At 72.2% G+C, this 25,343-nt stretch carries 26 protein-coding genes and 1 tRNA gene; 13 read left to right on the top strand and 14 right to left on the bottom strand.

From position 1 onward, the window contains the following. Positions 1 to 118 precede the first annotated feature (118 nt). Positions 119 to 1,288 carry a steroid 3-ketoacyl-CoA thiolase gene (locus ACFC0Z_RS18970; RefSeq protein WP_376438970.1) on the bottom strand — a complete coding sequence of 390 codons (1,170 nt, stop codon included), beginning with the start codon at positions 1,286 to 1,288 and terminating at the stop codon, positions 119 to 121. 231 nt (positions 1,289 to 1,519) lie between these two features. Here ACFC0Z_RS18970 and ACFC0Z_RS18965 point away from each other — a divergent pair, with 231 nt between their 5' ends. The 3 genes from ACFC0Z_RS18965 to ACFC0Z_RS18955 all read left to right on the top strand — a co-directional run bounded on the left by ACFC0Z_RS18965 (position 1,520) and on the right by ACFC0Z_RS18955 (position 4,639). Next, complete coding sequence (locus tag ACFC0Z_RS18965) at positions 1,520 to 2,767, top strand: cytochrome P450 (RefSeq protein WP_376438968.1); 1,248 nt, start codon at positions 1,520 to 1,522, stop codon at positions 2,765 to 2,767. A gap of 73 nt (positions 2,768 to 2,840) precedes the next feature. After that, positions 2,841 to 3,974, top strand: a complete 1,134-nt coding sequence (locus tag ACFC0Z_RS18960; RefSeq protein ID WP_376438965.1) for a DUF2330 domain-containing protein — start codon at positions 2,841 to 2,843, stop codon at positions 3,972 to 3,974. After that, a complete protein-coding gene (locus tag ACFC0Z_RS18955) occupies positions 3,971 to 4,639 on the top strand; it encodes an O-methyltransferase (protein ID WP_376438962.1) in 669 nt (222 codons plus the stop codon). The genes ACFC0Z_RS18960 and ACFC0Z_RS18955 overlap by 4 nt, the downstream gene beginning before the upstream one ends. Here the strand turns inward: ACFC0Z_RS18955 and ACFC0Z_RS18950 are convergent. Continuing rightward, positions 4,636 to 5,739: a serpin family protein gene (locus tag ACFC0Z_RS18950; RefSeq protein ID WP_376438959.1), complete on the bottom strand. Its 1,104-nt coding sequence runs from the start codon at positions 5,737 to 5,739 to the stop codon at positions 4,636 to 4,638. The two genes, ACFC0Z_RS18955 and ACFC0Z_RS18950, sit on opposite strands and share 4 nt — an antisense overlap. A 12-nt stretch (positions 5,740 to 5,751) precedes the next feature. On the opposite strand from ACFC0Z_RS18950, the gene ACFC0Z_RS18945 reads away from it, so the two are divergent. Continuing rightward, entirely contained in the window at positions 5,752 to 6,081 is a 330-nt protein-coding gene (locus ACFC0Z_RS18945; protein WP_376438956.1) for an antibiotic biosynthesis monooxygenase family protein, read from the top strand. Between the two features lie 41 nt (positions 6,082 to 6,122). After that, positions 6,123 to 6,602, top strand: coding sequence for a GNAT family N-acetyltransferase (locus ACFC0Z_RS18940; protein ID WP_376438953.1), 480 nt, complete (start codon positions 6,123 to 6,125; stop codon positions 6,600 to 6,602). Between the two features lie 14 nt (positions 6,603 to 6,616). Here the strand turns inward: ACFC0Z_RS18940 and ACFC0Z_RS18935 are convergent, their stop codons facing one another. Further along, positions 6,617 to 8,683, bottom strand: a complete 2,067-nt coding sequence (locus tag ACFC0Z_RS18935) for a DHA2 family efflux MFS transporter permease subunit (RefSeq protein ID WP_376438950.1) — start codon at positions 8,681 to 8,683, stop codon at positions 6,617 to 6,619. Between the two features lie 138 nt (positions 8,684 to 8,821). On the opposite strand from ACFC0Z_RS18935, the gene ACFC0Z_RS18930 reads away from it, so the two are divergent. The 4 genes from ACFC0Z_RS18930 to ACFC0Z_RS18915 all read left to right on the top strand — a co-directional run bounded on the left by ACFC0Z_RS18930 (position 8,822) and on the right by ACFC0Z_RS18915 (position 12,537). Beyond that, complete coding sequence (locus ACFC0Z_RS18930) at positions 8,822 to 9,991, top strand: peptidoglycan-binding protein (RefSeq protein ID WP_376438947.1); 1,170 nt, start codon at positions 8,822 to 8,824, stop codon at positions 9,989 to 9,991. Between the two features lie 150 nt (positions 9,992 to 10,141). Next, positions 10,142 to 10,813 carry an HAD-IA family hydrolase gene (locus ACFC0Z_RS18925; protein ID WP_376438944.1) on the top strand — a complete coding sequence of 224 codons (672 nt, stop codon included), beginning with the start codon at positions 10,142 to 10,144 and terminating at the stop codon, positions 10,811 to 10,813. Between the two features lie 312 nt (positions 10,814 to 11,125). Further along, positions 11,126 to 11,776 carry an HNH endonuclease family protein gene (locus ACFC0Z_RS18920; protein WP_376438941.1) on the top strand — a complete coding sequence of 217 codons (651 nt, stop codon included), beginning with the start codon at positions 11,126 to 11,128 and terminating at the stop codon, positions 11,774 to 11,776. Between the two features lie 131 nt (positions 11,777 to 11,907). After that, a complete protein-coding gene (locus ACFC0Z_RS18915; protein ID WP_376438938.1) occupies positions 11,908 to 12,537 on the top strand; it encodes a DedA family protein in 630 nt (209 codons plus the stop codon). Between the two features lie 39 nt (positions 12,538 to 12,576). On the opposite strand, the gene ACFC0Z_RS18910 is transcribed toward ACFC0Z_RS18915, so the two are convergent. Continuing rightward, positions 12,577 to 12,804 (bottom strand): DUF2277 domain-containing protein, encoded by a 228-nt coding sequence (locus ACFC0Z_RS18910; RefSeq protein ID WP_376438935.1) that lies wholly within the window; start codon positions 12,802 to 12,804, stop codon positions 12,577 to 12,579. 74 nt (positions 12,805 to 12,878) lie between these two features. Continuing rightward, positions 12,879 to 13,100, bottom strand: coding sequence for a hypothetical protein (locus ACFC0Z_RS18905; RefSeq protein WP_376438932.1), 222 nt, complete (start codon positions 13,098 to 13,100; stop codon positions 12,879 to 12,881). A gap of 187 nt (positions 13,101 to 13,287) precedes the next feature. Between ACFC0Z_RS18905 and ACFC0Z_RS18900 the strand changes: the two genes are divergently transcribed. Then, the gene (locus ACFC0Z_RS18900; protein ID WP_376438929.1) at positions 13,288 to 14,046 is read left to right on the top strand and encodes a GntR family transcriptional regulator; all 759 of its coding nucleotides are present in this window, start codon (positions 13,288 to 13,290) and stop codon (positions 14,044 to 14,046) included. A gap of 64 nt (positions 14,047 to 14,110) precedes the next feature. On the opposite strand, the gene ACFC0Z_RS18895 is transcribed toward ACFC0Z_RS18900, so the two are convergent. From ACFC0Z_RS18895 to ACFC0Z_RS18885, 3 genes are all read right to left on the bottom strand, one after another. Continuing rightward, positions 14,111 to 14,596: a DUF4231 domain-containing protein gene (locus tag ACFC0Z_RS18895; protein ID WP_376438926.1), complete on the bottom strand. Its 486-nt coding sequence runs from the start codon at positions 14,594 to 14,596 to the stop codon at positions 14,111 to 14,113. 93 nt (positions 14,597 to 14,689) lie between these two features. Then, the gene (locus ACFC0Z_RS18890) at positions 14,690 to 15,109 is read right to left on the bottom strand and encodes a DUF6578 domain-containing protein (RefSeq protein ID WP_376438923.1); all 420 of its coding nucleotides are present in this window, start codon (positions 15,107 to 15,109) and stop codon (positions 14,690 to 14,692) included. Positions 15,110 to 15,217: 108 nt separating this feature from the next. Beyond that, positions 15,218 to 15,292: transfer RNA gene (locus ACFC0Z_RS18885), tRNA-Val, on the bottom strand. A gap of 237 nt (positions 15,293 to 15,529) precedes the next feature. Here ACFC0Z_RS18885 and ACFC0Z_RS18880 point away from each other — a divergent pair. Together ACFC0Z_RS18880 and ACFC0Z_RS18875 are read left to right on the top strand one after the other, a co-directional pair. Then, positions 15,530 to 16,849, top strand: coding sequence for a hypothetical protein (locus tag ACFC0Z_RS18880; RefSeq protein ID WP_376438920.1), 1,320 nt, complete (start codon positions 15,530 to 15,532; stop codon positions 16,847 to 16,849). Positions 16,850 to 16,912: 63 nt separating this feature from the next. Beyond that, entirely contained in the window at positions 16,913 to 17,125 is a 213-nt protein-coding gene (locus tag ACFC0Z_RS18875; RefSeq protein WP_376438918.1) for a zinc ribbon domain-containing protein, read from the top strand. Between the two features lie 7 nt (positions 17,126 to 17,132). Here the strand turns inward: ACFC0Z_RS18875 and ACFC0Z_RS18870 are convergent, their stop codons facing one another. From ACFC0Z_RS18870 to ACFC0Z_RS18860, 3 genes are read right to left on the bottom strand one after another with little or no spacing between them, the layout of a single operon-like run. Further along, entirely contained in the window at positions 17,133 to 17,993 is an 861-nt protein-coding gene (locus ACFC0Z_RS18870; RefSeq protein WP_376438915.1) for an HAD family hydrolase, read from the bottom strand. After that, positions 17,990 to 20,485, bottom strand: a complete 2,496-nt coding sequence (locus ACFC0Z_RS18865; protein WP_376438912.1) for a phosphoribosyltransferase — start codon at positions 20,483 to 20,485, stop codon at positions 17,990 to 17,992. Before ACFC0Z_RS18865 ends, ACFC0Z_RS18870 begins: the two co-directional genes overlap by 4 nt. Positions 20,486 to 20,524: 39 nt before the next feature. Further along, the gene (locus tag ACFC0Z_RS18860; protein ID WP_376438909.1) at positions 20,525 to 21,688 is read right to left on the bottom strand and encodes an HpcH/HpaI aldolase/citrate lyase family protein; all 1,164 of its coding nucleotides are present in this window, start codon (positions 21,686 to 21,688) and stop codon (positions 20,525 to 20,527) included. A 177-nt stretch (positions 21,689 to 21,865) separates the two neighbouring features. Here ACFC0Z_RS18860 and ACFC0Z_RS18855 point away from each other — a divergent pair, with 177 nt between their 5' ends. Then, on the top strand, positions 21,866 to 22,642 hold the full coding sequence (locus ACFC0Z_RS18855) for a TerD family protein (RefSeq protein ID WP_376439159.1): 777 nt from the start codon (positions 21,866 to 21,868) through the stop codon (positions 22,640 to 22,642). A 16-nt stretch (positions 22,643 to 22,658) separates the two neighbouring features. Here the strand turns inward: ACFC0Z_RS18855 and ACFC0Z_RS18850 are convergent, their stop codons facing one another. The 3 genes from ACFC0Z_RS18850 to ACFC0Z_RS18840 all read right to left on the bottom strand — a co-directional run bounded on the left by ACFC0Z_RS18850 (position 22,659) and on the right by ACFC0Z_RS18840 (position 25,274). After that, positions 22,659 to 23,396 carry a Tellurium resistance gene (locus ACFC0Z_RS18850; RefSeq protein WP_376438906.1) on the bottom strand — a complete coding sequence of 246 codons (738 nt, stop codon included), beginning with the start codon at positions 23,394 to 23,396 and terminating at the stop codon, positions 22,659 to 22,661. A 134-nt stretch (positions 23,397 to 23,530) separates the two neighbouring features. Further along, positions 23,531 to 24,670, bottom strand: coding sequence for a DUF475 domain-containing protein (locus ACFC0Z_RS18845; protein ID WP_376438904.1), 1,140 nt, complete (start codon positions 24,668 to 24,670; stop codon positions 23,531 to 23,533). Between the two features lie 28 nt (positions 24,671 to 24,698). Then, entirely contained in the window at positions 24,699 to 25,274 is a 576-nt protein-coding gene (locus ACFC0Z_RS18840; RefSeq protein ID WP_376438901.1) for a TerD family protein, read from the bottom strand. Between the last annotated feature and the right edge of the window lie 69 nt (positions 25,275 to 25,343).

The following is a 25,343-nucleotide window of genomic DNA, read 5'->3' as shown; positions in this document are numbered from 1 at the left end:
CCCGCCCTCCTCACGGAGGGGCGGGGCCTGCGGCGTTTCCGGGCACCCCCGGCCCCGCACCGCCGGCCCCGCACCCCGGCCCCGCACCCCGGCCCCGCACCGCCGAACGGGCCGGCGATCAGAGGCGCTGGATGATCGTCCCCGTCGCCAGCGCCCCGCCCGCGCACATCGTGATCAGCGCGAACTCCTTGTCGGTCCGTTCCAGCTCGTGCAGCGCGGTGGTGATGAGCCGCGCCCCGGTCGCCCCCACGGGGTGGCCGAGCGCGATGGCACCGCCGTTGACGTTGACCTTCTCCAGGTCCTGGTCGAAGACCTGCGCCCAGCTGAGCACCACCGAGGCGAAGGCCTCGTTGATCTCGACGAGGTCGATGTCCCGCAGCGACATCCCGGCCTTGCCGAGCACCGCCCGCGTCGCGTCGACCGGACCGTCGAGGTGGTAGTGCGGGTCGGCGCCGACGAGGGCCTGGGCGACGATCCGGGCGCGCGGCCGGAGCTTGAGGGCGCGGGCCATGCGCTTGGAGGCCCACATGATCGCGCAGGCGCCGTCGGAGATCTGGGAGGAGTTCCCGGCGGTGTGGACGGCGGTCGGCATGACCGGCTTGAGCCGCGCCAGGCCTTCCATGGTGGTGTCGCGCAGGCCCTCGTCACGGTCGACGAGCCGCCACATGCCCTGGCCCGAGGCCTGCTCGGCCTCGGTCGTCGGCACCTGCACGGCGAAGGTCTCGCGCTTGAACCGCTCCTCGGCCCAGGCGGCCGCGGCCCGCTCCTGGGAGAGCAGCCCGAGCGAGTCGACGCGCTCGCGGGTGAGGCCGCGGCGGCGGGCGATGCGTTCGGCGGCCTCGAACTGGTTGGGCAGGTCGACGTTCCACTCGTCGGGGAACGGCTTGCCGGGCCCGTGCTTGGAGCCGGAGCCGAGCGGCACGCGGGACATGGCCTCGACGCCGCAGCTGATGCCGATGTCGATGACGCCGGCGGCGACCATGTTGGCGACCATGTGGCTGGCCTGCTGCGAGGATCCGCACTGACAGTCGACGGTGGTGGCGGCCGTCTCGTACGGGAGGCCCATGGTGAGCCAGGCGGTGCGCGCCGGGTTCATGGACTGCTCGCCGGCGTGGGTGACCGTACCGCCGACGATCTGCTCGACGCAGTCGGCGTGGATGCCGGTGCGTCCGAGGAGTTCGCGGTAGGTCTCGCCCAGGAGATAGCTGGGGTGGAGGTTGGCGAGCGCGCCTCCGCGCTTGCCGATCGGCGTGCGTACGGCTTCGACGATGACGGGTTCCGCGGCCATGAGCTCGTCCTCTCCTCGACCGGTGTCGGTGTCCCGGCACCTCGTCCGGTCGGCGTCACGGGGTAACTAGTACGCGTTCTAGTTCTGCAAGCAGTCTTATGACTGCTACCCCGGGTACGCAAGGGTCCGGGACGCAACAGTTCCCGTTCCGCCCCTTGCCACTTGGAGAAGTCGTTACTAACTTTCGCCACAGTTTCTGATGGACCATCAGATTATGGAGGCGTGTTGCCGATGCCCTGTCCTCATCTCCCCGAAGGGTTCGACGCCACCGACCCCGATCTGCTCCGTACCCGCGTCCCCCACCCCGAATTCGCCGAACTGCGGCGGACCGCCCCCGTGTGGTGGTGTCCCCAGCAGACCGGCATCACGGGCTTCCAGGACAGCGGGTACTGGGCCGTCACGCGTCACGCGGACGTCAAGTACGTCTCCACGCACCCGGAGTTGTTCTCCTCGAACCTCAACACGGCCGTCATCCGCTTCAACGAGTCCATCGCCCAGGAGCAGATCGACGTCCAGAAGCTGATCATGCTCAACATGGACCCGCCGGAACACACCCGGGTCCGCCAGATCGTCCAGCGCGGCTTCACCCCCCGGGCGATCCGCGGCCTGGAGACGGCCCTGCGCGACCGCGCCCGGGCCATCGCCGAGGAGGCCAGGGCCGCCGCGGACGCCGACGGCACCTTCGACTTCGTCACCCGGGTCGCCGTCGAGCTGCCCCTCCAGGCGATCGCCGAACTCATCGGCGTACCGCAGGAGGACCGCTCCCGGATCTTCGACTGGTCGAACAAGATGATCGCGTACGACGACCCCGAGTACGCCATCACCGAGGAGATCGGCGCCGAGGCCGCCATGGAGCTCATCGGGTACGCGATGGGCATGGCGGCCGAACGCAAGGAGTGCCCGGCCGCCGACATCGTGACCCAGCTGGTCGCCGCCGAGGGGCAGGGCAACCTCTCCTCCGACGAGTTCGGCCTCTTCGTCCTGCTGCTCGCCGTCGCCGGCAACGAGACCACGCGCAACGCCATCAGCCACGGCATGCACGCCTTCCTCACCCACCCCGACCAGTGGGAACTCTTCAAGCGGGAGCGTCCGGCCACCGCCGCCGAGGAGATCGTGCGCTGGGCGACCCCCGTCGTCTCCTTCCAGCGGACCGCCACCCAGGACACCGAGATCGGCGGGCAGAAGATCCGCGCGGGCGACCGCGTCGGCATCTTCTACTCCTCCGCCAACAACGACCCCGAGGTCTTCACCGACCCCGAACGCTTCGACATCACCCGCGACCCGAACCCGCACCTCGGCTTCGGCGGCGGCGGACCCCACTTCTGCCTCGGCAAGTCGCTCGCGATCAAGGAGATCGAGCTGATCTTCAACGCGATCGCGGACGTCCTCCCCGACCTCACCCTCGTCGGCGAACCGCGCCGGCTGCGGGCGGCGTGGCTGAACGGCGTGAAGGAGCTGAGGGTCCGCACGTCGGCGTGACGGCGGGCGGCGTCAGGGCTCCGCGCGGTGCCGGTCCCGGAACCGGAACGGCACCGCGCGCGTCCGACCCCCCATGCAGGGAACACCGCGACTCCACAGACCCAGGGCGACAGCGGCGCGACGCGCCCTCACCCTCCTCGTCGCCCTCCTCGCCCTCCAGCTCGGCTCGCTCCTCGTCGCCCCGGCGTACGCCTGCGGCTGCGGCGCCATGATCCCGGACAAGGCGCGGCGCATCGGCGTCGACCGGGAGGAGTCGGCCGTCCACTGGGACGGGCGGACCGAGACCGTCGTCATGCGCTTCCGCGTCCACGGCGACGCCCGCAGGGCCGCCTGGATCATGCCCGTGCCCGACCGGGCCGACGTGACCCTCGGGGACCCGGCGCTCTTCGACGAACTGGCCCGGCTCGCCGCGCCCGAGCGGCGCGAACGCCCCTACTTCTGGCCGCGCGAGGACGACTGGCCGTTCGCCGGGAGCCAGGGCGACGGCGCGGGCGCCGCCCCGGTCGGCGCGGGCGCCGGGGTCGGGGTCGTCGGCCGCGAACGGCTCGGCCCGTTCGACGTGGCCCGCCTGACCGCAACCGACCCGGACGCCCTCGGCGACTGGCTGCGCGCCAACGGCTTCGAGCTGCCCGAGCGGCTGACCGGCGCGCTCCGGCCGTACGTGGAGCGGAAGTGGGAGTACGTCGCCGTCCGGCTGGCGCCCGAGGAGCAGGGCGCCGTCCTCTCCGGCGAACTCACCCCGCTCCGCATCGCGTTCGCCTCCCCCGACCTGGTCTATCCGATGCGGCTCTCGCGGCTCGCGAAGTCCGCGCAGAGCCTGGGCCTCTCCGTCCTCGCCGAACACCGCATGGAGCCCCGCTCCTCCATCGGCGGCGACCGCCCCGAGGTCACCTTCGCGGGTCTGATCGACCGCCCGGAGGGCCCGGTGGCGGAGCTCGCGGGCTCCTCGCCGGTCCGCCTCACGGTCCTGGAGCAGCGGTTCCCCGACCCGGGCCGCATCGACGACGACCACCGCCTCAGGGCGGTCGCCGACACCCCGTACCGCCAAGTCGTCTACGCGGACACCCTGTTGACGGTCGGCGGCGGGTTCCCGGTGTGGTTCCTGACCGTCGTCGGGACGGCGGTGCTGCTCGCGGCGACCGCGGTGGTCGTGTCCGTACGGCGACGCCGTCCCGCCCCCACCCCGGGTGTACGTTCGTTCACATGACGACCCCTCAGTGGAACGACGTGGACGACTACCTCACCGGCCTGCTCGCCCCGCCGGACGAGGCCCTGACCGCCGCGCTCGCCGCCTCCGCGGCGGCCGGTCTGCCGGAGATCGCGGTCGCCCCCAACCAGGGCAAGCTGCTCCACCTCCTCGCCGCGACCCAGGGTGCCCGCAGCATCCTGGAGATCGGCACCCTCGGCGGCTACAGCACGATCTGGCTGGCCCGCGCCCTGCCCGCCGACGGCCGCCTCGTCACCCTGGAGTACGACCCCGCCCACGCGGACGTGGCCCGCGCCAACATCGCCCGCGCCGGTCTGGAGAAGACCGTCGAGGTCCGGACGGGCGCGGCCCTGGACACCCTGCCGCTCCTGGAGGCGGAGGGGGCGGGCCCCTTCGACCTCGTCTTCGTCGACGCCGACAAGGCCAACAACCCGCACTACGTCACGTGGGCCCTGAAGCTCACCCGGCCCGGCTCGCTGATCATCGTCGACAACGTCGTACGGAACGGTCGCGTCGCCACCGAGCACCCCGACGACCCGGGCATCACCGGCACCCGCGAGATGCTCGAACTCGTCGCCCGCGAACCCCGCCTGGACGCGACGGCGTTCCAGACGGTCGGCTCGAAGGGCTACGACGGCCTGCTCCTGGCCCGCGTGATCGGCTAGCGCCCGGAGTCGGCGGGTGCGCTCCGCCGCCACCCCACGAACAGCGGCACCTCCCCCGTCCCGTCGACGACGACCACCCCGAAGGGCCGGTCGAAGGCGATCCGCTCCACCGTCCGAGGCCGGGGCGCGGCGGCGCTGCGCGTCATGACGACCTGGGTGACGGCGGCAGCCTCCACGCCCTCCTCGGCGACCTCGACGACCGCCTCCTGAAGGACCTTGGCGATGTACGTGTCCGCCGCCGAGATCCCCGAGAAGTCGGCGTCCGGCCGCAGCGCCGACCGGACGCCGAGGGCCTCCAGATGGGCGTGGGCGTCGGTCCTCGTCCGGAGGGCGAAGCGCGGCAGCGCGAGCTCGACGGCGTCGGCGCGCAGCGGCTCCCGCGCGTCGGCCGGGGCCCAGGCGGCGGGCAGGACACCGGCCGGCCCCGCCCCCTCGTCCCCCAGGACGAACCGCACCCTCACGTTCCCCCCTCCCGCACACGGCAGCTCGACGACCGTCACCCCGCCCACCGCCCAGACCCACCGGGCCGGAACCCGCTGCCGCATGGTCGGTACGTCACGGGTGACCCCGTCCCCGTCGGTGAAGGGCGCGTCACGGGTGAGCTCCGGCGCGAAGGCGACCCGCCACCGGGCCCTGAGCGCGAGGACGCCGAGCAGAACGAGATCCTCGGACCCGTCGAGCCCGAGCGGCACCTCCCGTACGAGCCCGCCACTGGCCGCCCGTACCCACGCGTCGAGCTCCGCCTGGGCGTCGGGAACGGCCCCCAGCACCCCGAACCGCACATCGGGCAGCCCCCGCGCGAACCCCTCCCGGACCGGCACCGCGCTCCACACCCCGGTCGCCACCGCGACCCCGCCGGCCAGGGCCCGCTGAGCAGCGGTCACGGCCTCGGCCGCCGCCTCCCCCTCGACCCCGAGCAGCCCCGCCAGCTCCTCGGCGGTACGCCCCCGGGCCCCGGAAGCCACCGCCCCCAGCGCCAGCCACAGCCCCACGGGCGAGACGACGAAGTCCCCCTCCCCGAGCAACGACACCCACCGCCCGGCCAGCCCCCGCACCGCGCCCGCCGCGTCCGTCCCGATCACCGAGGAGCCCCGGGTCATATCCTGCCCTCCATGAGCATCGTGAAGATCAACGTCCTGACCGTCCCCACCGAGCAGCGTGAGGTCCTGGAGAAGCGGTTCGCCTCGCGGGCCGGTTCCGTGGAGGGGTCCGACGGGTTCGAGTGGTTCGAGCTGCTGCGGCCCCTGGAGGGGACCGACCAGTACCTGGTGTACACCCGTTGGAGGTCCGAGGAGGACTTCCAGAACTGGATGAACGGTTCCATGAAGGCCGCCCACGGGGCCGGTGGCGGCGCGGGTGAGGGCGGCGAGCGGCCGAAGCCGGCCGCCACCGGGTCGACGCTGTGGTCCTTCGAGGTCGTGCAGCAGGCCTCCCCCAAGTAATTCGCGGGAGTCCGGGGGCCGGTCCGTCGCAGAATGGCGGCATGACCTGGACTTTCACCCCCGAGGCCGTCGACACCCCGGACGCCACCGCCCTCCGCCGCGACTACTACGGCGACGTCGCGGGCAGCTACTGGAAGCGGCCCGCGACGGAGGCGGAGATCGACGAGGGGCTCGCGGGCGACGGCGTCGAGCGGCTGACGCCGCCGACCGGGCAGTTCCTGGTGGCCCGGCTCGGCGGAGAGCCGGCCGGGTGTGGCGGGGTCCTCCTGCTGGAGGACGGCGAACGGGCCGAGCTGACCCGGGTGTTCCTGCGGCGCGCGTACCGGGGACGGGGCGGGGCCGCCGCGCTCCTGCGCTCCCTGGAGGACGAGGCGCGGGCGCTCGGGGCGCGCCGGATGGTGCTCAACACGCGCCTGGACCTGGTCGAGGCGCGCGGGCTGTACGTGCGCGAGGGGTACGCGGAGATACCGGCGTACTGCTCGGGGCCGTACATGGACATCTGGTACGGCAAGGAGCTCTGACCGGTCGGGCCCGTTCAGGCCTTGTGGTCGCGGGGCGGCTCGGGGCCCCGGGGGTGCTCCCCGTCCGAGCCGCTGAGCTCGGCCGTCAGTTCCTCCACGAGTTTCACGAGGTCGGTGGGCCGGTCGGGTCCCCACCAGTCGCCGAGGAGGTCGGCGAGCGACTCCTCGCGGGCCTTGGCCAGCTTGGTCGCCGTGGCCACGCCCGCCTCGGTGAGGACCAGCGACACGCCCTCGCGGTGGGCGAGCCGCCGCTCCTCCACCTGCCGCGCCGCCTCGGAGATCACCCGCAGCGGTACGGGAGCGGTCTCGGCGAGGCGGGCCGGCTCGACCACGCCCTGGCGGCGGATCCGCAGCAGCAGCCAGCTCGCGGCGGGCAGGAGGTCGAGTCCCGCGCGGGCGGTGATCTTCTCGTAGACCTCCTTGCGGCCCTCCCGGGTGCCGAGGACGGAGAGGGCGCGGGCGCACTCGTCGTACGAGGAGCGTTCGACGGGGTTCGAGGCGAGGGTCTGGCTGGTGTCGGGCGCGGTGACCGAGCCGCGCAGCTTGTCCTCCTTGAGGAACCAGGCGACGACGAAGGCGACGAGGACGACGGGGGCCGCGTACAGGAAGACGTCGGTGATGGACGTGGCGTACGCGTGGAGGACGGCCGGGCGCAGCTCGGGCGGGAGGGCGGCGATGGCGCGCGGGTCGGCCGCCACCTGCTCGGGGCCGACGCCGGGCGGCAGCTCCGTACCGGCGCCGGCGCTCGCGAAGACCTCGCCCAGCTTGTCGGTGAGCCGGTTGGTGAAGACGGTGCCGAAGACGGCGACGCCGAAGGAGGCGCCGATGGAGCGGAAGAAGGTCGCGCCCGAGGTGGCGACGCCGAGGTCCTCGTACGAGACGGCGTTCTGCACGACCAGGACGAGGACCTGCATGACGAGGCCGAGTCCCGCGCCGAAGACGAAGAAGTAGACGCTCATCTCCCAGGTGGAGCTGGTCTCGGTGAGCCGGTGGAGGAGCAGCAGCCCCAGCGCGGTGAGCGCCGTGCCGGCGATGGGGAAGACCTTCCAGCGGCCGGTGCGGGACACGATCTGGCCGGAGGCGGTCGAGGTGAGGAGCATGCCGAGCACCATCGGCAGCATGTGGACGCCGGACATCGTCGGGCTGACGCCCTGGACCACCTGGAGGAAGGTGGGGAGGTAGGTCATCGCGCCGAACATCGCGAAGCCGACGACGAAGCTGATGACGGAGACCAGGGTGAAGGTCCTGATCCGGAAGAGCTTGAGCGGCAGCACCGGTTCGGCCGCCCGCCGTTCGACGTACACGAACCAGACGAGGAGTACGGCTCCGAGGACGGCGAGGCCGATGATCTGCGGCGAGCCCCAGGCCCAGGTGGTGCCGCCGAGGGAGGCCACGAGGACGAGGCAGGTGGCGACCGAGGCGATGAGGAAGGTGCCGAGGTAGTCGATCGTGTGCCGGGTCGAGCGGACCGGGATGTGGAGCACGGCCGCGATGACGAAGAGGGCGACGATCCCGATCGGCAGGTTGATGTAGAAGACCCAGCGCCAGGAGAGGTGCTCGGTGAACAGGCCGCCGAGCAGCGGGCCGAGGACGCTGGTGGCGCCGAAGACGGCGCCGAAGAGGCCCTGGTACTTGCCGCGCTCGCGGGGCGAGACGAGGTCGCCGACGATCGCCATCGACAGGACCATGAGGCCGCCGCCGCCGAGGCCCTGGACCGCGCGGAAGGCGATGAGCTGGGGCATGTTCTGGGCGATGCCGCAGAGGGCGGAGCCGATGAGGAAGAGGACGATCGCCGCCTGGAAGAGCTTCTTGCGGCCGTACTGGTCGCCGAGCTTGCCCCACAGCGGCGTCGCTGCCGTCGACGCCAGCATGTAGGCGGTGACGACCCAGGAGAGGTGTTCCATGCCGCCGAGTTCGCTGACGATGGTCGGCAGGGCGGTGGAGACGATGGTCTGGTCGAGGGCGGCGAGCAGCATGCCGAGCAGCAGCGCGCCGATCGCGACGAGGACCGTCCGACGGCTCTGCCCCTGACCTGGCACGGTGGCGTCGCCGAGCGGGGAGGGGCTGGTTTCCTGGGCCATTTCCCCATCGTGATCCGAATGTCCGGATATGGCCTGCCGGGGGCGCTCCTGTCGCAACCTCTGGGCGCTCCTGTTCACCCATCGAACAGGCGCGGGCTGCATAATCGCTCGCAGTTGGATCGGGGAGGGGACCCATCGATGACCGGACACGTCTGTCCTGAATGCGGCGTACACAGACCCGGCTGCGCCTGTGCGCAGGCGGAGATAGCGGCGGCCGAGGACTTCGACCCGCTGCGGATCAGGCCGTACGTGACGCTGGACGCGGCGGAGGGGCGCCCGGAGCAGGTCACCCCGCCTCCGGTGGAGTACCACGTGCTGCCCGTGTCGGCGGACGATCCGCCGACGACGCAGCTGACGGCGATACGGGTGGAGGCGCTTCCCTCTGAGGCCGGTCAGGGCCAGGGTCAGGGCCAGGGTCAGGGGCAGGGGCAGGGGGCGTACCCCGGCACGTACCCCGGCGTGTACCCGACGGAGCAGTACGCGGGCGCCTCCGACCACGGCCACAGCCACGACTCCGGCCACGACCCCGACACGGCGCCGCTGCTCCTCCACGGCCTCGGCCGTGTCCTCGACCCCGCCACTGAGCGGGAGTCCCGGGCCTCGCGGGCGGCACGGCGTCGCCGGCGCGGGACGGTGGTCGCGGCGGTGGCCGCGGTCGCCGTGGCCGGTACCGCCGCGCTCGCGGCGGCGGTCCTCGCCGGCGGAGGCGAGACGGACGACCGGGCGACCGTCCCCGACGTGACCACGAGCGCGTCCCTGAACATCGCCGTGTCGGAGGCCCCCTCCCCCTCCGACTCCTCCTCGTCCGGCACCCCACGGCCGAGCTCCTCCTCACCGACCGGGCGTCCGACGCCGACGGCCACGGCCGCCTCCGGCTCCCCCTCTCCGGCGCGGACGTCCGCCTCGTCCGCCCCGTCCGCCACACGGACCACCGCGGCCCCGGCGGCCACGACGGGCGCGGCGGCTCCCCCGGCGGCGACCACCACGGCCTCGGCGGCCCTCCCCACCGCGCCGACGACGACCTCTGCGGCGCCCTCCACGCAGACGCCGGAAGCCCCGGAGGAGAGCGGGGCGGCGGCGCCGACGCTGAGCTACGGCTCGACGGGCGCCGAGGTGGAGGAGCTCCAGCAGCGACTGCGGCAGGTGGGCCTCTACTACGGGGACGCGGACGGCGAGTACGACCAGGACGTCTGGCGTGCGGTGAAGACGTACCAGTCCTGGCAGTCGATCCAGGAGGACCCGAAGGGCGTGTACGGCCCTGCCACCCGCGAGGTCCTGGAGCGGTACACCTGGCTGTCCGAGGAGTGACCGGGGGGTCACGGCGCGTCCACGGAACGGACCGGGTTGGCCAAGACGGCGCCCGATTTTGTATCGTGGAAAAACAAAGTGGCCCCGCCCGTAAACCCTGACCGGCGGGCGGGACCGCTTCGTTCTCCGCCACCCCCTCTGGAGACCCGAATGGCCGCCACCACCCCGGCACCGCAGCTCACCGCCCGCGCCCTCCTGCTCGACATGGACGGCACCCTCGTCAACTCGGACGCCGTCGTCGAGCGCTGCTGGCGGCGCTGGGCCGACCGGCAGGGCCTGGACGGCGACGCCGTGCTCAAGGTGGTCCACGGCCGCCAGGGGTACGCGACGATGGCCGTCCTGCTCCCCGACCGCCCGATGGCCGAGAACCACGCGGACAACAAGGTGATGCTCGCCGAGGAGACGGCCGACCTGGAGGGCGTCGTGCCCGTCGCGGGCGCCCCGGCCTTCATGGACGCGATCGTCGCGCTCCCGCACGCCCTGGTGACCTCCGCCGACGTGCCGCTCTCGCAGGCGCGGATGGGCGCGGCCGGGCTGCGCATCCCGGAGATCCAGGTGACGGCGGAGCGCGTCGGCGCCAGCAAGCCGGACCCCGAGGGCTTCCTGAAGGGCGCGGCCGAGCTGGGCGTCGACCCGGCGGACTGCGTCGTCTTCGAGGACTCCGAGGCCGGCATCCAGGCGGGCCGCGCGGCCGGCATGCGGATCGTGGGCGTGGGCCCGCGCGCGGGGGCGTTCGCGCCGGACATCCACGTGGCGGACCTGACGGAGCTGCGGATCGAGACGGCCGAGGACGGCACGATCACGCTGACCGCGACGCACTAGGCACCACGGCACGGGCCCGGCCCGTCACTTCGCGCACGCCGCCGAAGTGACGGGCCGGGCCCTTTCGCGTACCCGGGCCCCATCCCGCGCGCCCGGCCTCTTTCGCGTACCCGAGCACGAAAACTCTCCCCTGGGCGGAATCTGTCGCTCCGTCAGGCACGTCACACCCCTTGATGTGACGTGCCCATGTCGCCACCCTGTTACCTGGCGCACCCCGCAAGGAAACCTCGCGCCGCCACGATGACCGGGCCAGCGCCCGGCACCCGCGGGGACGGCCTCCGGTCAACGTCCCCCCACCTCAAGGGAGTTCCCATGCCCGTCGGCAGGATCTACGCGCGTCGAATCGCCGTGCTCGCCACCTCCGCCGCCCTCACCGTCACCGGCCTCCTCGCCACCGCCCCGGCCGCCCAGGCCGCGATGCCGACCCCGGTCAGCGCGTCGACGGCCCGTACGTACCTGGCCGCCCTCACGGTCAAGGCGGAAGGTTCCTCCACGGGTTACAGCAGGGACCTGTTCCCGCACTGGATCACCCAGTCCGGCGCCTGCAACACCCGCGAGACCGTCCTCAAGCGCGACGGCGTGAACGTGGTCACCGACTCCAGCTGCGCCGCCACCAGCGGCAGTTGGTACTCCGAGTACGACGGCGCCACCTGGACGGTCGCCTCCGACCTCGACATCGACCACATGGTCCCGCTCGCCGAGGCGTGGCGCTCGGGCGCCAACGCGTGGACGACGGCCCAGCGCCAGTCCTTCGCGAACGACCTGACGCGCCCCCAGCTCATAGCCGTCACGGACAACGTCAACCAGTCCAAGGGCGACCAGGACCCGGCGGAGTGGATGCCCTCGCGCACGGCCTACCGCTGTACATACGCCCGGGCGTGGGTGCACGTGAAGTACTACTGGAACCTCAGCGTCGACTCGGCGGAGAAGAGCGCGCTCCAGTCGGTGCTGAACGGCTGCTGAGGCAGGCGGGGCGCACCCGGGAGGGTGCGCCCCCTCGAAGTCCCCGGGGCACGCCCCCTCAAGGCACCCTCGACCGGCACCCGGCCCCCGCCCGGTCGGGGCTCAGGCACCTCCGCGTAGGCTCTGGCCCTGTGAATCTGCTCGACAGCCTCGGCTCGCTGCGGTCGTTGACCGCCGGCCCGTGGATCTACCCGGTGGTGACGGCGTCGATCCTGCTCGACGTCTTCCTTCCCGTGCTGCCGAGCGGCTTCCTGGTGATCACCGCCGCCACGGCCGCGGCGACGGCCACCGCCGCCTCCCCCGACGTCCCCTCCCTCCTCCCCCTGCTCCTCTGCGCGGTCGGCGCCTCCGTGCTCGGCGACTTCCTGGCGTACCGGCTGGCACGCCGGGGCGGGCCCCGGCTGGACAGAGCCCTCGCCCGCTCGCGGCGCCTGCGCGGGGCGCAGGAACGTCTCGGCACCGCGCTGGCCCGCGGCGGCGGCCTGCTCGTGGTCCTGGCGCGCTTCGCCCCGGCGGGCCGCTCGGTGGTCTCCCTGGGCGCGGGCGCGGCGAAGCGCCGCAGCAAGGAGTTCCTGCCGTGGTCGGCGCTCGCGGGCGTGACCTGGGCGTCCTACAGTGTGGGGCTCGGCTGGCTGGGCGGGCAGTGGCTGGGCGCGACCTGGTTCAGCGCGGGGGTGTCGACCCTCGCGCTCTTCCTGGCCGGCGGCCTGGCCGCGTACCTCCTGCGCCGTCCGGGCGCGACCCCCGCCACGGCCTCCTGAGACCCCTCCCCCGCCCTCTTTCCCGGCCCCTCCCCCGGCTCATCCCGCCGCGGAGTGCGCTCCACGCACCTCCAGACCGGCCAGGAGTCTCGCCGTCGCCTCCGTGATCTCGTCGACGGCGCGGTCGAAGACCTCGCGGTTGTGGGCGGCGGGCGCGCGGAAGCCGGAGACCTTGCGGACGTACTGGAGGGCGGCGGCGTGGAAGTCCTCTTCGGTGGCCTCCTGGGGCAGCGCGGGCGGACGGAGGGTCTTGATGCTTCGGCACATGCCTCCAGTGTGGCGCGCGCCACTGACAATCGCCGAGCCCGGCCCGTACGGCCCCGGGAGGCTCTCCGGGAGCCTCAGGCGAGACCGCGGCGGCTCCGCGCGTTGATCTCGGCGGCGCGGGCGCGCAGCTCGCGCAGGGGCGTGGCGAGCTGGACGTCGGCGGGTTCGGCCTCCCACTCGGCGCCGCCGTGGACGGCCCGGATGAGAAAGCGCCCGGAGACGCTCTCCACGTAGAAACCGACCCGCCCCGTGGCGGCGTCGCGGACGAGGTCACCGACCTCGGGCAGTGGCTGCACGCATCCCCTCCGTCCCGGTCCTGAAGCTTGGGGAGAACCAGAGAAGCGGGGAGACACCTCCCTGTCAACGTATCTCTAGAGATGTCCCCCGATGGATGGATCGACGGGGCGGGACGGCGCACACGTGTGCACCCTGCCCAGGGGGTGCGCCGTAGGGTGTCCCGCAGATGAAGGGAGTGGTTCACCCGTGACTGACCAGGACAGTGCCCGTCGGCCCAAGTACCAGCGCATCGCCGACGAGTTGAGAACCGCGATCCAGTCGGGCGCCTTCGCGCCGGGTGACCGGCTCCCCGGCGAGAACGACCTCATGACCACGTACGACGTGGCGAGGATGACGGCCCGCCAGGCCCTGTCGGTCCTGCGGAACGAGGGCCTCGCCGAGGCCCGCAAGGGCGCGGGGGTCTTCGTCCGGGTCTTCCGCCCGCTGCGCCGCCGGGGCATCCCGCGCCTCTCGGGAGACCTGTGGGGCAGCGGCCGCTCGGTCTGGTCGGCGGACGTGGAGGACAGGGCGCTGGTGGTGGACCGGATCGAGGTGGCGGAGACGGAGGCGGAGGACCGGGTCGCGGGGGCGCTGAACCTGGAGCCGGGGGCGCCGGTCTGCGTCCGCAGCCGCCGCTTCGTGCTGGACACGAAGCCGGTGCTGCTCTCGGTCTCGTACCTCTCGGCGGAGCTGGTGCGCGGGACGCCGATCGCCGAGCCGGACACGGGCCCGGGCGGCACGTACGCGCGCCTGGCGGAGCTGGGGCACCGGCCGGTGCGGTTCCGCGAGGAGATCCGCTGCCGGATGCCGACGGCGGAGGAATCGGACCGGCTGGCCCTGGAGTTCGGGACACCGGTGGTCCTGATCGGGCGGACGGCGTTCACGGGGCCGGGGGTCGCGGTGGAGCTGAACGAGATGACGCTGGACTCGTCGTCGTACGTCCTGGAGTACGACTTCGACGCGTGAGCCCCCCCTCACCCCCCGCACCCGCCGAACCACGGCCCCGGCACCCCGGGGCCGCAGCCCCCGTTCAGCCTTCCTCGGCCTCCCGCCGGGCAGCGGGCACCGCGTGCTCCTGGACGTCGGCACTGACCTGCCCGCCCAGCGTCATGACGTTCAGGGTCGCCGAGTTCTCACTGGCGATGGCCTTCTCGACCCGGGCGACGAGCAGCGAGAACGCCTCCCGCCTGCCCAGGTTCCGATAGGGCCCGACCCGCGCCTCGAAGTACACCCGCTCGTGCCCGAGGAGCTGCTCGGTGGACCGGTAGTTCTTCCACTGCTCGCGGTACCGGTAGACGCTCTCCAGCGACACGGCGGCGACGACCACGACACTCAGCACGGTGGCGGTGACCCGAGCGAACGCCAGATCCACGTTCACGAACACCGGCACGAGCGCCCCACCGACGACGGACACGGTCCGCATCCGCAGATGCATCGCCTTCATCCGCGTCGCCTTGACGTCGTACCACTCCTGGTACTGCACGAGCCGGCTCTCGACGTACCGCTGAGCCGTCATCTCACCACTCTGCACCACGGATTCGGGCGCATCCCCCACCTCGACCATGCGGCGAGTACACCCGCCCGATCAGGCACACGTCAACCGCATCCCTCAGTGACCGTGAGCGGCCGCGCCCTCCCGCGGGTCCGTCACACGTCGGGCGGTCACCAGATACCCCGTGAAGTTCACGTCCGTCCTGGCCTTCGCCCATCCGTCCGCCCTCTCGACCGGCGCCAGCACGGTCGTCCCCGGAACGGGGTGGACCACCCTGCTCGTGGCACCCGGAAGCGGCCCGAAACGGCAGTGCACCTCCACGATCGACACCACCTCCACGGCAGTGGGCGCACGCCCCTCCCCCTCACCATGATGCTCCTCGCGGAAGTCGATCCCCTTCGCGCGTTCGCCTCCGACGATGTCGGCGTAATCCCCCGGGTCAACCTCCAGCAGCCTCCACGAGACGACGTCCCCGAGCCCGAAGCTCTCCCCGCAACACTGCATCTGCCAGTCGTCGACCCAAATCGTCAGCGCCATACCGTCATTGTCCGGCAGAGCCGGACGGGCGGCTCCGGATCCGACGGGACTGCCGTCCCTCAGTGACGTCAAAGGCCCCTCGCCATGATCGGCGAGGGGCCTTTGCACTGGTGGGCGCGGACGGTTTCGAACCGCCGACATCTGCTTTGTAAGAGCAGCGCTCTACCCCTGAGCTACGCACCCGTGGAAGAGGCATCAGCCTACATGGCCGGGGCGGCGGTTCCGAAACCGATTCCGGGGGCGGGGCGTCGGGTGTCGGTGTGGTCACGGATCGTGGTCGGGGTGGCGAGGCCGTGAAACTGATCAGGTCGTGTGTTCGTCTTGGGCTGGTGGGAGAATGAATCCGGACCGGGCACGGTGGACACAGCACGGGAGAGGTACGTGGCGGCGAGCGACGCTAGGGGCAGGGCGACGTCCGGGATGTCCGTGTTGGGGCTGGGGCTCGTGTTGCCGGTGTTGGTGGGGGCTCTGGTGCCGCAGGCGTTCGCCGGAGGGGGGACCCGGCGGTGGTTCGGGGGGCGGGGCGAGGGGCAGCGGGCCGAGGCTCAGGCGGCCAAGGACGCGGCCGCCGCCGCGTTCTACGAACTCGACACCGCCCAGCGCGGGCTGCGGATCTCGATCGAGACCATCACCGCCGTCGACAACTCCCCCGAGGCCCGGCGTGCCGTCGAGGGGTTCGAGGCGCTCGGGCGTCGCATCGACGAGGTCAGTCATGTGTACATCGGGGCCGTCGACGCGCATGACCTTGATCGGGACGAGCTTGACGCCGGTGCCGCCGAGCGGGCCCGGATCGATCTGAACCGTGCCAAGGAGCAGCTCGACGCGGTGAAGGGCGAGCTCGAACGGTTCGAGCAGGGTCTCGCGCCGCTGCTCGCCGGTGCCGAGACGCAGCTCGCCCGGCTCGCCCCCGCCGTCGAGCGCGCCCGGCAGGCGCTGCGCGCCGCCAGTGCCGCGCTCGACTCCGTACGGGACGGGGGGCTGCGCGCCGACGACCTCGCCCTCCGGCTCGCCCGGCTCGGCCCCGAGCTGACCCGCCTCAACGAGGGCGCGGGGCGGCACGGCGTGTCCGAGACGCTCCAGCGCGCCGACCGTGTCCTGCGGGACGCCGAGGCCATACGGGCCGAGGCCGAGCGGCTGCCGGAGCGCGCCGCCGAGATCGACCGGCGCCTCGTCTCCCTCCGTACCCGCGCCGAGGCCCTGACGACCCGCGCCGGGGGCGTCGAGCCGGTCCTGTCCGAGCTGCGGCGGCGGTTCTCCCTCGCCTGCTGGCAGGACCTCCAGCACGTGCCCGAGCAGGCCGCCGGTACGCTCCGGCAGGCCGAGGAGCGGCTCGCCGAGGCCGCGAAGGCCCGCGCCGAGCAGCGCTGGCCGGACGCCACCTCCCTGCTCTCGACCGTCCGCGCCCTTCTGGACTCGACCGACGAGGCCGTCTCCGCCGCCAGCGACCGGCTCCGCCGCCTGGACGCCGTCGCCAAGGACCCCAAGGCCGAGACCGACCGCGCCCGCTTCGCCGTCCGCGACGCCCAGCGTCTCGCGATGGACGGCCGGCAGACCCCGGACCCGCGCCACGCCCGGCCCCTCGACGAGGCCGTCGCCCGGCTCGACCGTGCCGTCGACTCCCTTGAAGGGCGCCACCCGGACTACTGGCACTTCCTGGGTGAGTTGGAGGGGGTTCGGGACACCGCCGGCCGGGTCGTGGAGGCGATCCGGGAGGAGCGGGGGGCCGGGGCGGGGCAGTGACCCCGTGGGGCAGTGACCCCGTGGGCCAGTGACCCCGGGCGTCGTCCCCGTTAGCCTGTCCCCATGCCTCGCTACGACTTCCGGTGCCGCACCTGCGGTGACACCTTCGAGCTCACCCGCCCCATGGCCGAGTCCTCGGACCCCGCCACCTGCCCCGCCGGGCACGACGACACCGTGAAGCTGCTGTCCGCCGTGGCCGTCGGGGGAAGCGGTGCCGCCGCCCCGCAGGGCGGTGGCGGAGGGGGCGGCTGCTGTGGCGGCGGGTGCTGCGGGTAGGACCCCTCTAGCCCGCCACCGCCGCCCGGAAGCGGCGGAGGATCTCCTCTCCCGCCACCACGCCGCGCTCCGCGAGGACGTCGAGGTGGGAGGCGGTCCACTCGCTCTCCGCGAGTTCGCCGTGGCCCGGGCGCCAGGCCCGGTCCGCGGCCATCAGCAGGTCCGCGTCGAGCAGCGAGTCGCCCGCCGCGAGCGTGAGTGTCGTGCCGGTGCGCCGGGCGACCTCGCGGACCGCCGCGCTCTTCGTGAGCGGCTTCGGCACCGCGTACACCTTGCGGCCCTGGAGCGACACGGTCCAGCCGCGTTCCCCGGCCCAGCCGGTGAAGCGGGCGAGCCACTCCTCCGGGAGCCGTTCGCGGTCGACGACGAGGTACGCGAAGAGGTCCTCGGCGACCCGGTGCTTGCGGACCCAGGACAGGTCCGTGGTGGCGGTGAGGTAGGCGCGGATCTCGGAGAGCGGCGCGCATTCGTCGGCGAGCCGGTTGCCCACGGCCCGGTGCCAGTCGCGGTCCGAGACGCCGTCGACGAGGATGTGCCCGCCGTTCGCGCAGATCGCGTACTTCGGTGCGGCGCCCGGGAGTTGGATGCGCTGGTACTGCTTGCGCGTCCGTGTCGTCGTCGGGACGAAGACGGTCTCCTCGGTCAGCCGCGCGAGGAGGTCGGCCGCGTCCTCGGTCATGTACGAGAGCGGCTTCGCCTCGTGGACCTCGACGCACAGCAGCCGGGGCGCCTGCGCGTCCGGCATGCCGAGGGACAGCGCCGCGCTGGAGTAGATGAGGGTGCGGTCGAGGTCGCTCGCGACCAGGGTCGTACGGCGGGGAGCGGAGCCGTTCACCTTGCCACGGCCCGCGGCCTTCGGCGTACTCACTGGGACACCACCGCCTTGCCGTCGGCGCCTGTCGCACCCCTCGTGTACTGAGGGTGGATCAGACCCACGCAACTGTACGGGAGTTCGTCGACCTCCTCGACCGGCACGCCGCGCTGTTCGGCCAGGAGTCGCACGTGTGCGAGGTCCGCGCCCGCGCCGCGCTTCGCGAGGATCTTCCAGGGGACGCGGCGCAGCAGGACGCGGGTGGTCTCGCCGACGCCGGGCTTGACGAGGTTGACGTCGTGGATGCCGTACTCCTCGCTGATCCGTTCGACGGCGGCCCAGCCCTCCCAGGTGGGGGTGCGGTCGGCGGCCAGGAGCTCCTTGACGTCCACCTCGACGGTCTCGGTGACCTCGTCGAAGCGGGCGGCGACGGCGTCGAGGAACTCGCCGGAGACGTCGGACCCGGCGAGTTCGCGGTAGAACTTCGCGCCGTGGAAGTCGTTCGGGCCGACGAGGTCGGAGCGGAGCACCGTACGCGATATCAGCCCGGAGACCGTGGAGTTGAGGCACGCGGAGGGGATGAGGAAGTCCTCGCGGGTGCCGTACGTGCGGACGCAGGAGCCGGGGTCGGCAAGGACCGCGATCTCCGGGTCGAAGCCGTCGAACTCCTTGAGCGCCTCGGCCAGTTCGCGGGTGATGGCGCCCTTGCCGGTCCAGCCGTCGACGAACACGACGTCGGTCGGGTCGTGGCGGTCCGCCAGCCAGCGCAGGGCGTTGGCGTCGATGCCGCGGCCGCGGACGATCGAGACGGCGTAGTGCGGGAGGTCGAGGCCGTGGCGGGCGGCGGCCCAGCGGCGCATGAGGACGCCGACGGGGGTGCCGGCGCGGGCCAGCGAGACGAGGACGGGGGTGCGGCCGGGCCGCTCGGCGAGGACGGTCTCGGTGACCGTGCCGACCGCGCGGGCGATCCGGGCGGCGGAGCCTTCCAGGGCCGAGTGGAAGAGCTCCTGGTAGCGGGCGCTGGGCTGGTACTCGACGGGCAGCGATTCGGCGTAGTGCGCGCCGCCGCTCTGGATGGCTTCCTCGCGTTCCTCGGTCGGCGCCTCCAGCTCGACGTCCGAGAGGTCCTGGAGAAGCCAGCCGACCTCCTCGGGGGCGTACGAGGAGAAGGCGGGGCCGCGGAGGGGCTCGGGCAGCATGGAGCTCCTTTCGGGAGCTTCGTCGGAGACCGTGTTCGGGGAGATCCGGGGGGCGTACGCGGAGGAGTGCGCGGAGGAGTGCTCGGGAGTGCGCGCGGCGGCGTACGCGGGGGTGTACGACGGGACGACCGCGAGCAGCACCCGCGGGACGTGCGCCGCGAGCGCGGCGAGCAGGCCGTCCGGCGCGTGCAGCTCCGGGGTGTCGGCGGCGGAGTCGACGACGAGGACGACGGCGTCGAAGCCGGCGCCGGCCACGTTGTACGCGTACCGCTCGCCGGGGCCGTCGGCCGGGTCGTCGTGGGCGGGGAAGACGAGCCGGGTGCGGATCGCGTACCCGGGGTCGTCGACGGCGAGGACGGGCGAGCGGGTGGTGGTGGAGTAGCGGACGTCGTGTCCGGCCTCCTCCAGGGCGGTGGCGAGCCGCAGGGGCGCGTACATCAGTTCCTCGAAGCCGAGGACGAGGACGCGTGGGGCGGGGGTGGCGGGCAGGGCGGCGGTGATCCTCTCCGCCAGCGCCGGGAGGGCCTCCTCCAGGCGTGCCCGGTGATCGGGGGTGAAGCCGTGGCGCCCTCCGTCGGGCAGGCCTTCGGGCCAGTCGAGGCGTACTCGTACGGGCTCGGTGGCGGCCCCGTGAGCAGGCTCCTGGTACGCGCGCTCGTGCTCCGCCACCAGCGCCTGGCCCTTCTCCAGGACCCCTTCCGGGAGGCGTACGGAGCCGGCGGCGAGCGAGATCAGGTCGACGCGGGCGCCGATCTCCTCCGCGAAGGCGTCGAGGCGGCCGAGGTCGGCGGCCGAGCGCATGTCGACGAGGGCCACGACGACGTACCGCTCGCGCGGGTAGCGGGCGTGGAGGTCCCTGATGGTGTTGAGGACGGTGTTGCCGGTGGTGAACTCGTCGTCGACGAGGACCAGCGGCCCGCCTCCCTCCAGGAGCTTCGGGTCCTCGGGCAGGAGCAGGTGGGAGGTCGCGTGGGAGTGGGACTCCTCGAAGCCGCCCGCGCGGGCGACGCCGGCGACCGGACGGCGGGTGGAGTGGAGGTACGGGGCGAGGCCGAGGCCGTCGGCGACGGCGTGGCCCAGCGCGGTGGCGGTCTCCGCGTAACCGAGGACGACGGCGCGGGCCGCCTCCTCGTCGCCGAGGAGCTCGCGGACGCGCCGGCCGAGGCCGAGGGCGGAGCCGTACACGACGGAGGGGCGCTGCGGCACGTGCTTGCCGAGCACGGTGGACACCAGCAGGTGCGCCCGTTTGGGGTTGCGCCGCAGTGCGAGGCCCAACAGGGCCGGTAGCTCCTCGCCGCCGATCAGTTCGACGCCCAGTCGCTCCGCGACCCACGTTCCGGTCCACACCACGTCGTCGACGTCCTTTCGTCTGCCGGACAGCCCGGCGCGTCAGCCGGACAGCCCGGCGGTGAGCAGCTCCACGAAGCCGACGTCCTCCTTCGCGACGCCGAAGACCTCGGCGCGCAGGAGGATGCGTTCGGCCCACGCGCGGTGCGGCTTCACCTCGTTCATCTTGTTCGTATAAGCGGATCGGAGCACCCCGCCGCCGCCCTGCTCGGGGCGCAGGATGTCCTGGGCGTCGCTCCACTCCTCGTGGCTGACCACGGAGAGGGCGTGCACCGGGACCACGTGGGTGGGGTGGATGCAGGTCTTGCCGAGGAGGCCGTTGGCCCGGTCGAGTTCGATCTCGCGGAGGAGGCCGTCGAGGTCGTGCTCGATGAGGGCGGTGCGCAGGCCCTCGGCCCGGCCCTCCAGGAAGGGGCTGCGGCGCAGCTGGGGCTTGAACATGCGCTCGCCCTGCCGGAAGTACTCCCAGACGGGGCCGGTGATGGTGAAGCCGGTGCCGTCGGAGCGGCCGAGGACGTTGACGACGTCGGCGATGACGTTGGCGACGATCTTGACGTCGTACGCGGTCATGTCGGGCGAGCGGCGGAGCCCGTACGCGCTGCAGAAGTCGGTGACGCCGAGGCGGAGGGCGAGGACGCGGTCGCGGTACTTGTCGGTGATCGAGGCGATCCCGGCGAGGGTCTCGGCCCGGGTCTCCAGGTGGAGGAGCTCGGGGGACTCGAGGACGGGCATGGCGAAGAGGCGCCTGCCGCTCGTCCGCTCGGCCTGGGTGAGCGCTTCGAGGAAGGCGCGGCCGCGGCTTTCGTCGAACTTGGGCAGTACGAATCCGGACAGGAGCCGGACGGTGTCGCCGAGGCGGGCGACGAGGTCGGTGATCTGGCGCGGGGTGCGGACGCGGATGAAGAGCAGGGGGACGTCGGTGCCGCCGGCCGCGAGGTCGGCGAACTGGCGGACGAGGTTGGCCTCGCCGGCCTCGACGTCGCCGTCGCCGATGGAATCCTCCAGGCAGAGGACCATGGAGACGACTCCGCGGGCCGTCTGCTTGCGGATGTCGTCGGCGAGCTTCGGCCGGGTGGCCGGGCTGTAGAGCGTGGCGCCGAGGGCGACCGCGAGCGTGCTCGCGGGAGAGTCGGCGGTGAAGTCGGCCGGCTCCTGGTGGAACAGCCCGTGCCGCGTCGCGGACGGGATGTGCCCGAAATGACGCATGTAAATCCCCCGTCTGCCCTTCGGGCCCCTCATGACATGTGGCCGGTAATAGTACGTAGGTGCGGGTGTCCTTAGTTCCCTCCGCGTATGAAATTCAGGTAACTCCCCGACATCCGTCCTGTCCACCCGCTACGAGTGGTGCCCCCGCGTTGTCGACGGGTCGGGCGGGAGGGCAGGATTGCGGTCATGACGCACGCGATGCTGAAGGGCTCCAACGTCCCTCTCGACACCGCGGCCGTACGGGCCGTGCTCCGCTGGACCCCGGGCCCCGGGGTCCCCGACGTGGATGCCTCGGCCCTGCTCCTGGGCGCCGACGGGCGCGTGCGGTCCGACGAGGACTTCGTCTTCTACAACCAGCCGCGGCACCCCTCGGGGTGCGTGCGGCGGCTGTCGAAGAAGCGGGTCGGCGACGGGCTCACGGACACCGTGGAGGCCGACCTCGGCAACCTGGAGGCCTCCGTCGACCGGGTGATCGTCGCGGCCTCCTCCGACGGCGGCACCTTCCGCTCCGTCTCCGACCTCCGGATCCTGCTGTACGACGCGACCGCCGGCCCCGAGCGGGAGCCGCTGGCCCTGTTCGACGTGACGGCGGAGACCGGCGAGGAGACGGCCGTCATCTGCGGCGAGCTGTACCGGCGCGGGGACGCCTGGAAGTTCCGCGCGGTGGGCCAGGGCTATCCGACGGGGCTCGTCGGGCTCGCCACGGACTTCGGCATCTCGGTCGACGAGGACGCCCAGGAGGCGGGCCAGGGAGGGGACCAGGGCGTGGACCAGGGAGCCGCCTCCGGGCCCGCCCCCGGCTTCCCCGACCTCGACGTGACCGTCGTCCACACCCCCGTACCGCCGCAGCCGACCGTGCCGCCGATGCCGGACCGGGCGCCCGCCCACGGGTACCCGCAGGCGGCCCCGGAGTTCCGGATGCCGCCGATGGGTCCGCAGTTCGTCCGGTCCTGACCGTCCCGCGGCGGCCTCAGGCCTTGCTCTTGTAGCCGCGGCCCCACTGGAGGCCCCAGCCGTAGAGCCGGTCCAGTTCGGCCTGGAAGCCGTAGACGAAGCGGACCTCGCGGCGCACCGTCAGCTCGCCCTTGACGTGCTCCACGGAGAAGACGGCGCAGGAGCGGGCCTGCGGGGCCCGCTCGTCGAGCTCGATCTCGACGCGCGGGCCGTTGCTCGGATAGAGCGTGATCTTGGCGTGCGTCCGGTCGAAGGCCGGGGTCTGGTCGTAGATGTAGACGAAGAAGAGCAGCCGCTTGATCTCGTCCTTGTGGTCCAGGTTGATGAAGATCGTCTCGCCGGAGGAGCCGCCGAAGCGGTCGTCACCGCTGAGCTTCACGTACGGGGCGTCGTTCAGGTCCCCGAAGAAGCCGCCGAGGGGCTGCACGACGCCCTTGCTGCCGTCGGTGAGCTCGTAGAGGCAGCCGAGGTCCAGGTCGACGTTGACCATGCCCTGGGTGTGCGCCTGGACGACCTCGGGCTTGAAGAACTGGGAGGGGTTGCGCAGCAGCCGGCCGCTCGTCCGGGAACGGCCTTCGAGGTCGGAGCTGCGCATCCGCCAGGAGAGGTTGACCCGGAGGTTGCCGTTGGCGGCGCCCTGCTGGGTGAGCGAGACCGTCGGGCGTCGTCTCGTCAGCTCGACCGTGTTCGACGCGGTGCCGCCGGTGTCGAACCGCTCCGCCCTGTTCGGGAACAGGTTGTCCCAGAAGGCCATGGCGCCTTCACCCCCCAGTGATGTTCTTCTGTCCGCTGTTCTGCTGTCAGCGCTGTCCGCTGTCCGCACATGCCTGCGGGGCGGCCGGGTCCACCGGCCGCCCCGCAGGAGAGCTTTCCTCGTTACCGGGGGTGTCACACCCCGGAGGACACCTCGGTCTTGCCCCCGGACTCGTTTTCGGCCGCCGCGAGCGCCTTGTTGCGGCGGACGGAGGACCAGAAGGACCAGCCGATCAGGATCACGCCGACGAGGCCGGTGATGACCTCGTTGATCTCGTACTGGATGGTGATCATGAGGATCACGGCCAGGGCGCCGATCGCGTAGTGCGCGCCGTGCTCCAGGTAGACGTAGTCGTCGAGGGTGCCCTGGCGGACCAGGTAGACCGTCAGCGAACGGACGTACATGGCACCGACGCCGAGGCCGAGGGCCATCAGCACGATGTCGTTGGTGATGGCGAAGGCGCCGATGACACCGTCGAAGGAGAAGGAGGCGTCGAGGACCTCCAGGTAGAGGAACATGAAGAAGGCGGCCTTGCCGGCCAGCTGGACCGCGGAAACCTTCTTGCCGGTGCGCTTGGCCTCTTCCTCGGCCTCGTGCTCGCGCTCCTCTTCCTCCTCCAGCTTGTTCTCGAAGAAGCTGGAGAGACCGCCGACGATCAGGTACGTGATGAGACCGAAGACGCCCGAGAGCAGGACGGTCGACGAGGCGTCGATGTGGTTGCCGCCGTGCTGGTGGGCCTGGGTGGCGACGGTCATGGCGCTGATCGCGAGGACGATCAGGGCGATGCAGACCGACAGCATGTCGACCTTGCCGAGCTTGGCCAGCGGGCGCTCGATCCAGCGCAGCCACTGGATGTCACGCTCCTCGAAGATGAAGTCGAGGAAGATCATCAGCAGGAACATGCCGCCGAAGGCCGCGATCGACGGGTGCGCGTCGGTCACGAGCTGCTCGTAGCGCTCGGCGTCGTTGAGCGCGAGGTCGACGGCCTCGATGGGGCCGATCTTGGCGCTGATCGCGACGATCACGACGGGGAAGACCAGTCGCATGCCGAAGACGGCGATGAGGACGCCGATCGTGAGGAAGATCTTCTGCCAGAAGGCGTTCATCTTCTTCAGGATTCCGGCGTTGACCACCGCGTTGTCGAACGAGAGCGAGATCTCGAGGACGCAGAGGATCGCGACGACCCCGAACGCTTCCCACCCCCCGTAGAGAACCGCCGCGGCCAGGCCGAGCGCGGTAATCGCGAACGACCAGCCGAAGGTTTTCAGAATCACTGTCTACCCCATCGTGAAATTACGGGCTTTACGAAACGTTGACCCCGAAGTCTAGAGCGATGCCCCGAAGCCCGGACGCGTACCCCTGACCGACCGCCCTGAACTTCCATTCGCCCCCGTACCGGTAGAGCTCGCCGAAGATCATCGCGGTCTCCGTGGACGCGTCCTCGGAGAGGTCGTAGCGGGCGAGCTCCTGGCCGTCCGCCTGGTTCACGACGCGGATGAACGCGTTGCTGACCTGGCCGAAGGTCTGGGAGCGGTTGTCGGCCTCGTGGATCGAGACAGGGAAGACGATCTTGTCGCAGTGGGCCGGGACCAGGCTCAGGTCCACGATGAGCGACTCGTCGTCACCGTCACCCTCGCCGGTGAGGTTGTCGCCGGTGTGTTCGACGGAGCCTTCCGGGCTGCGGAGCTGGTTGTAGAAGACGAAGTACTCGTCGCCGAGCACGCGGCCGGCCTGGCACAGCAGGGCGCTGGCGTCGAGGTCGAAGGGGGCTCCGGTGGTGGAGCGCGCGTCCCAGCCGAGCCCGACGAGGACCTTGACGAGGTTGGGAGCGGCCTTGGAGAGGGAGACATTGCCTCCCTTGGCGAGCGTGACGCCCATGGTTTCGGTTCCTCCCCGAGGGTGATGAGGCACGTCCGGCGCCGCACGAGGGTGCGGCGCCGGACGGTT

The organism is Streptomyces sp. NPDC056144, from assembly GCF_042264145.1.
Taxonomy (GTDB): Bacteria; Actinomycetota; Actinomycetes; order Streptomycetales; family Streptomycetaceae; genus Streptomyces.
The sequence above is the reverse complement of the archived record's forward strand: the minus strand, read 5'-3'. Positions and strand labels throughout refer to the sequence as shown.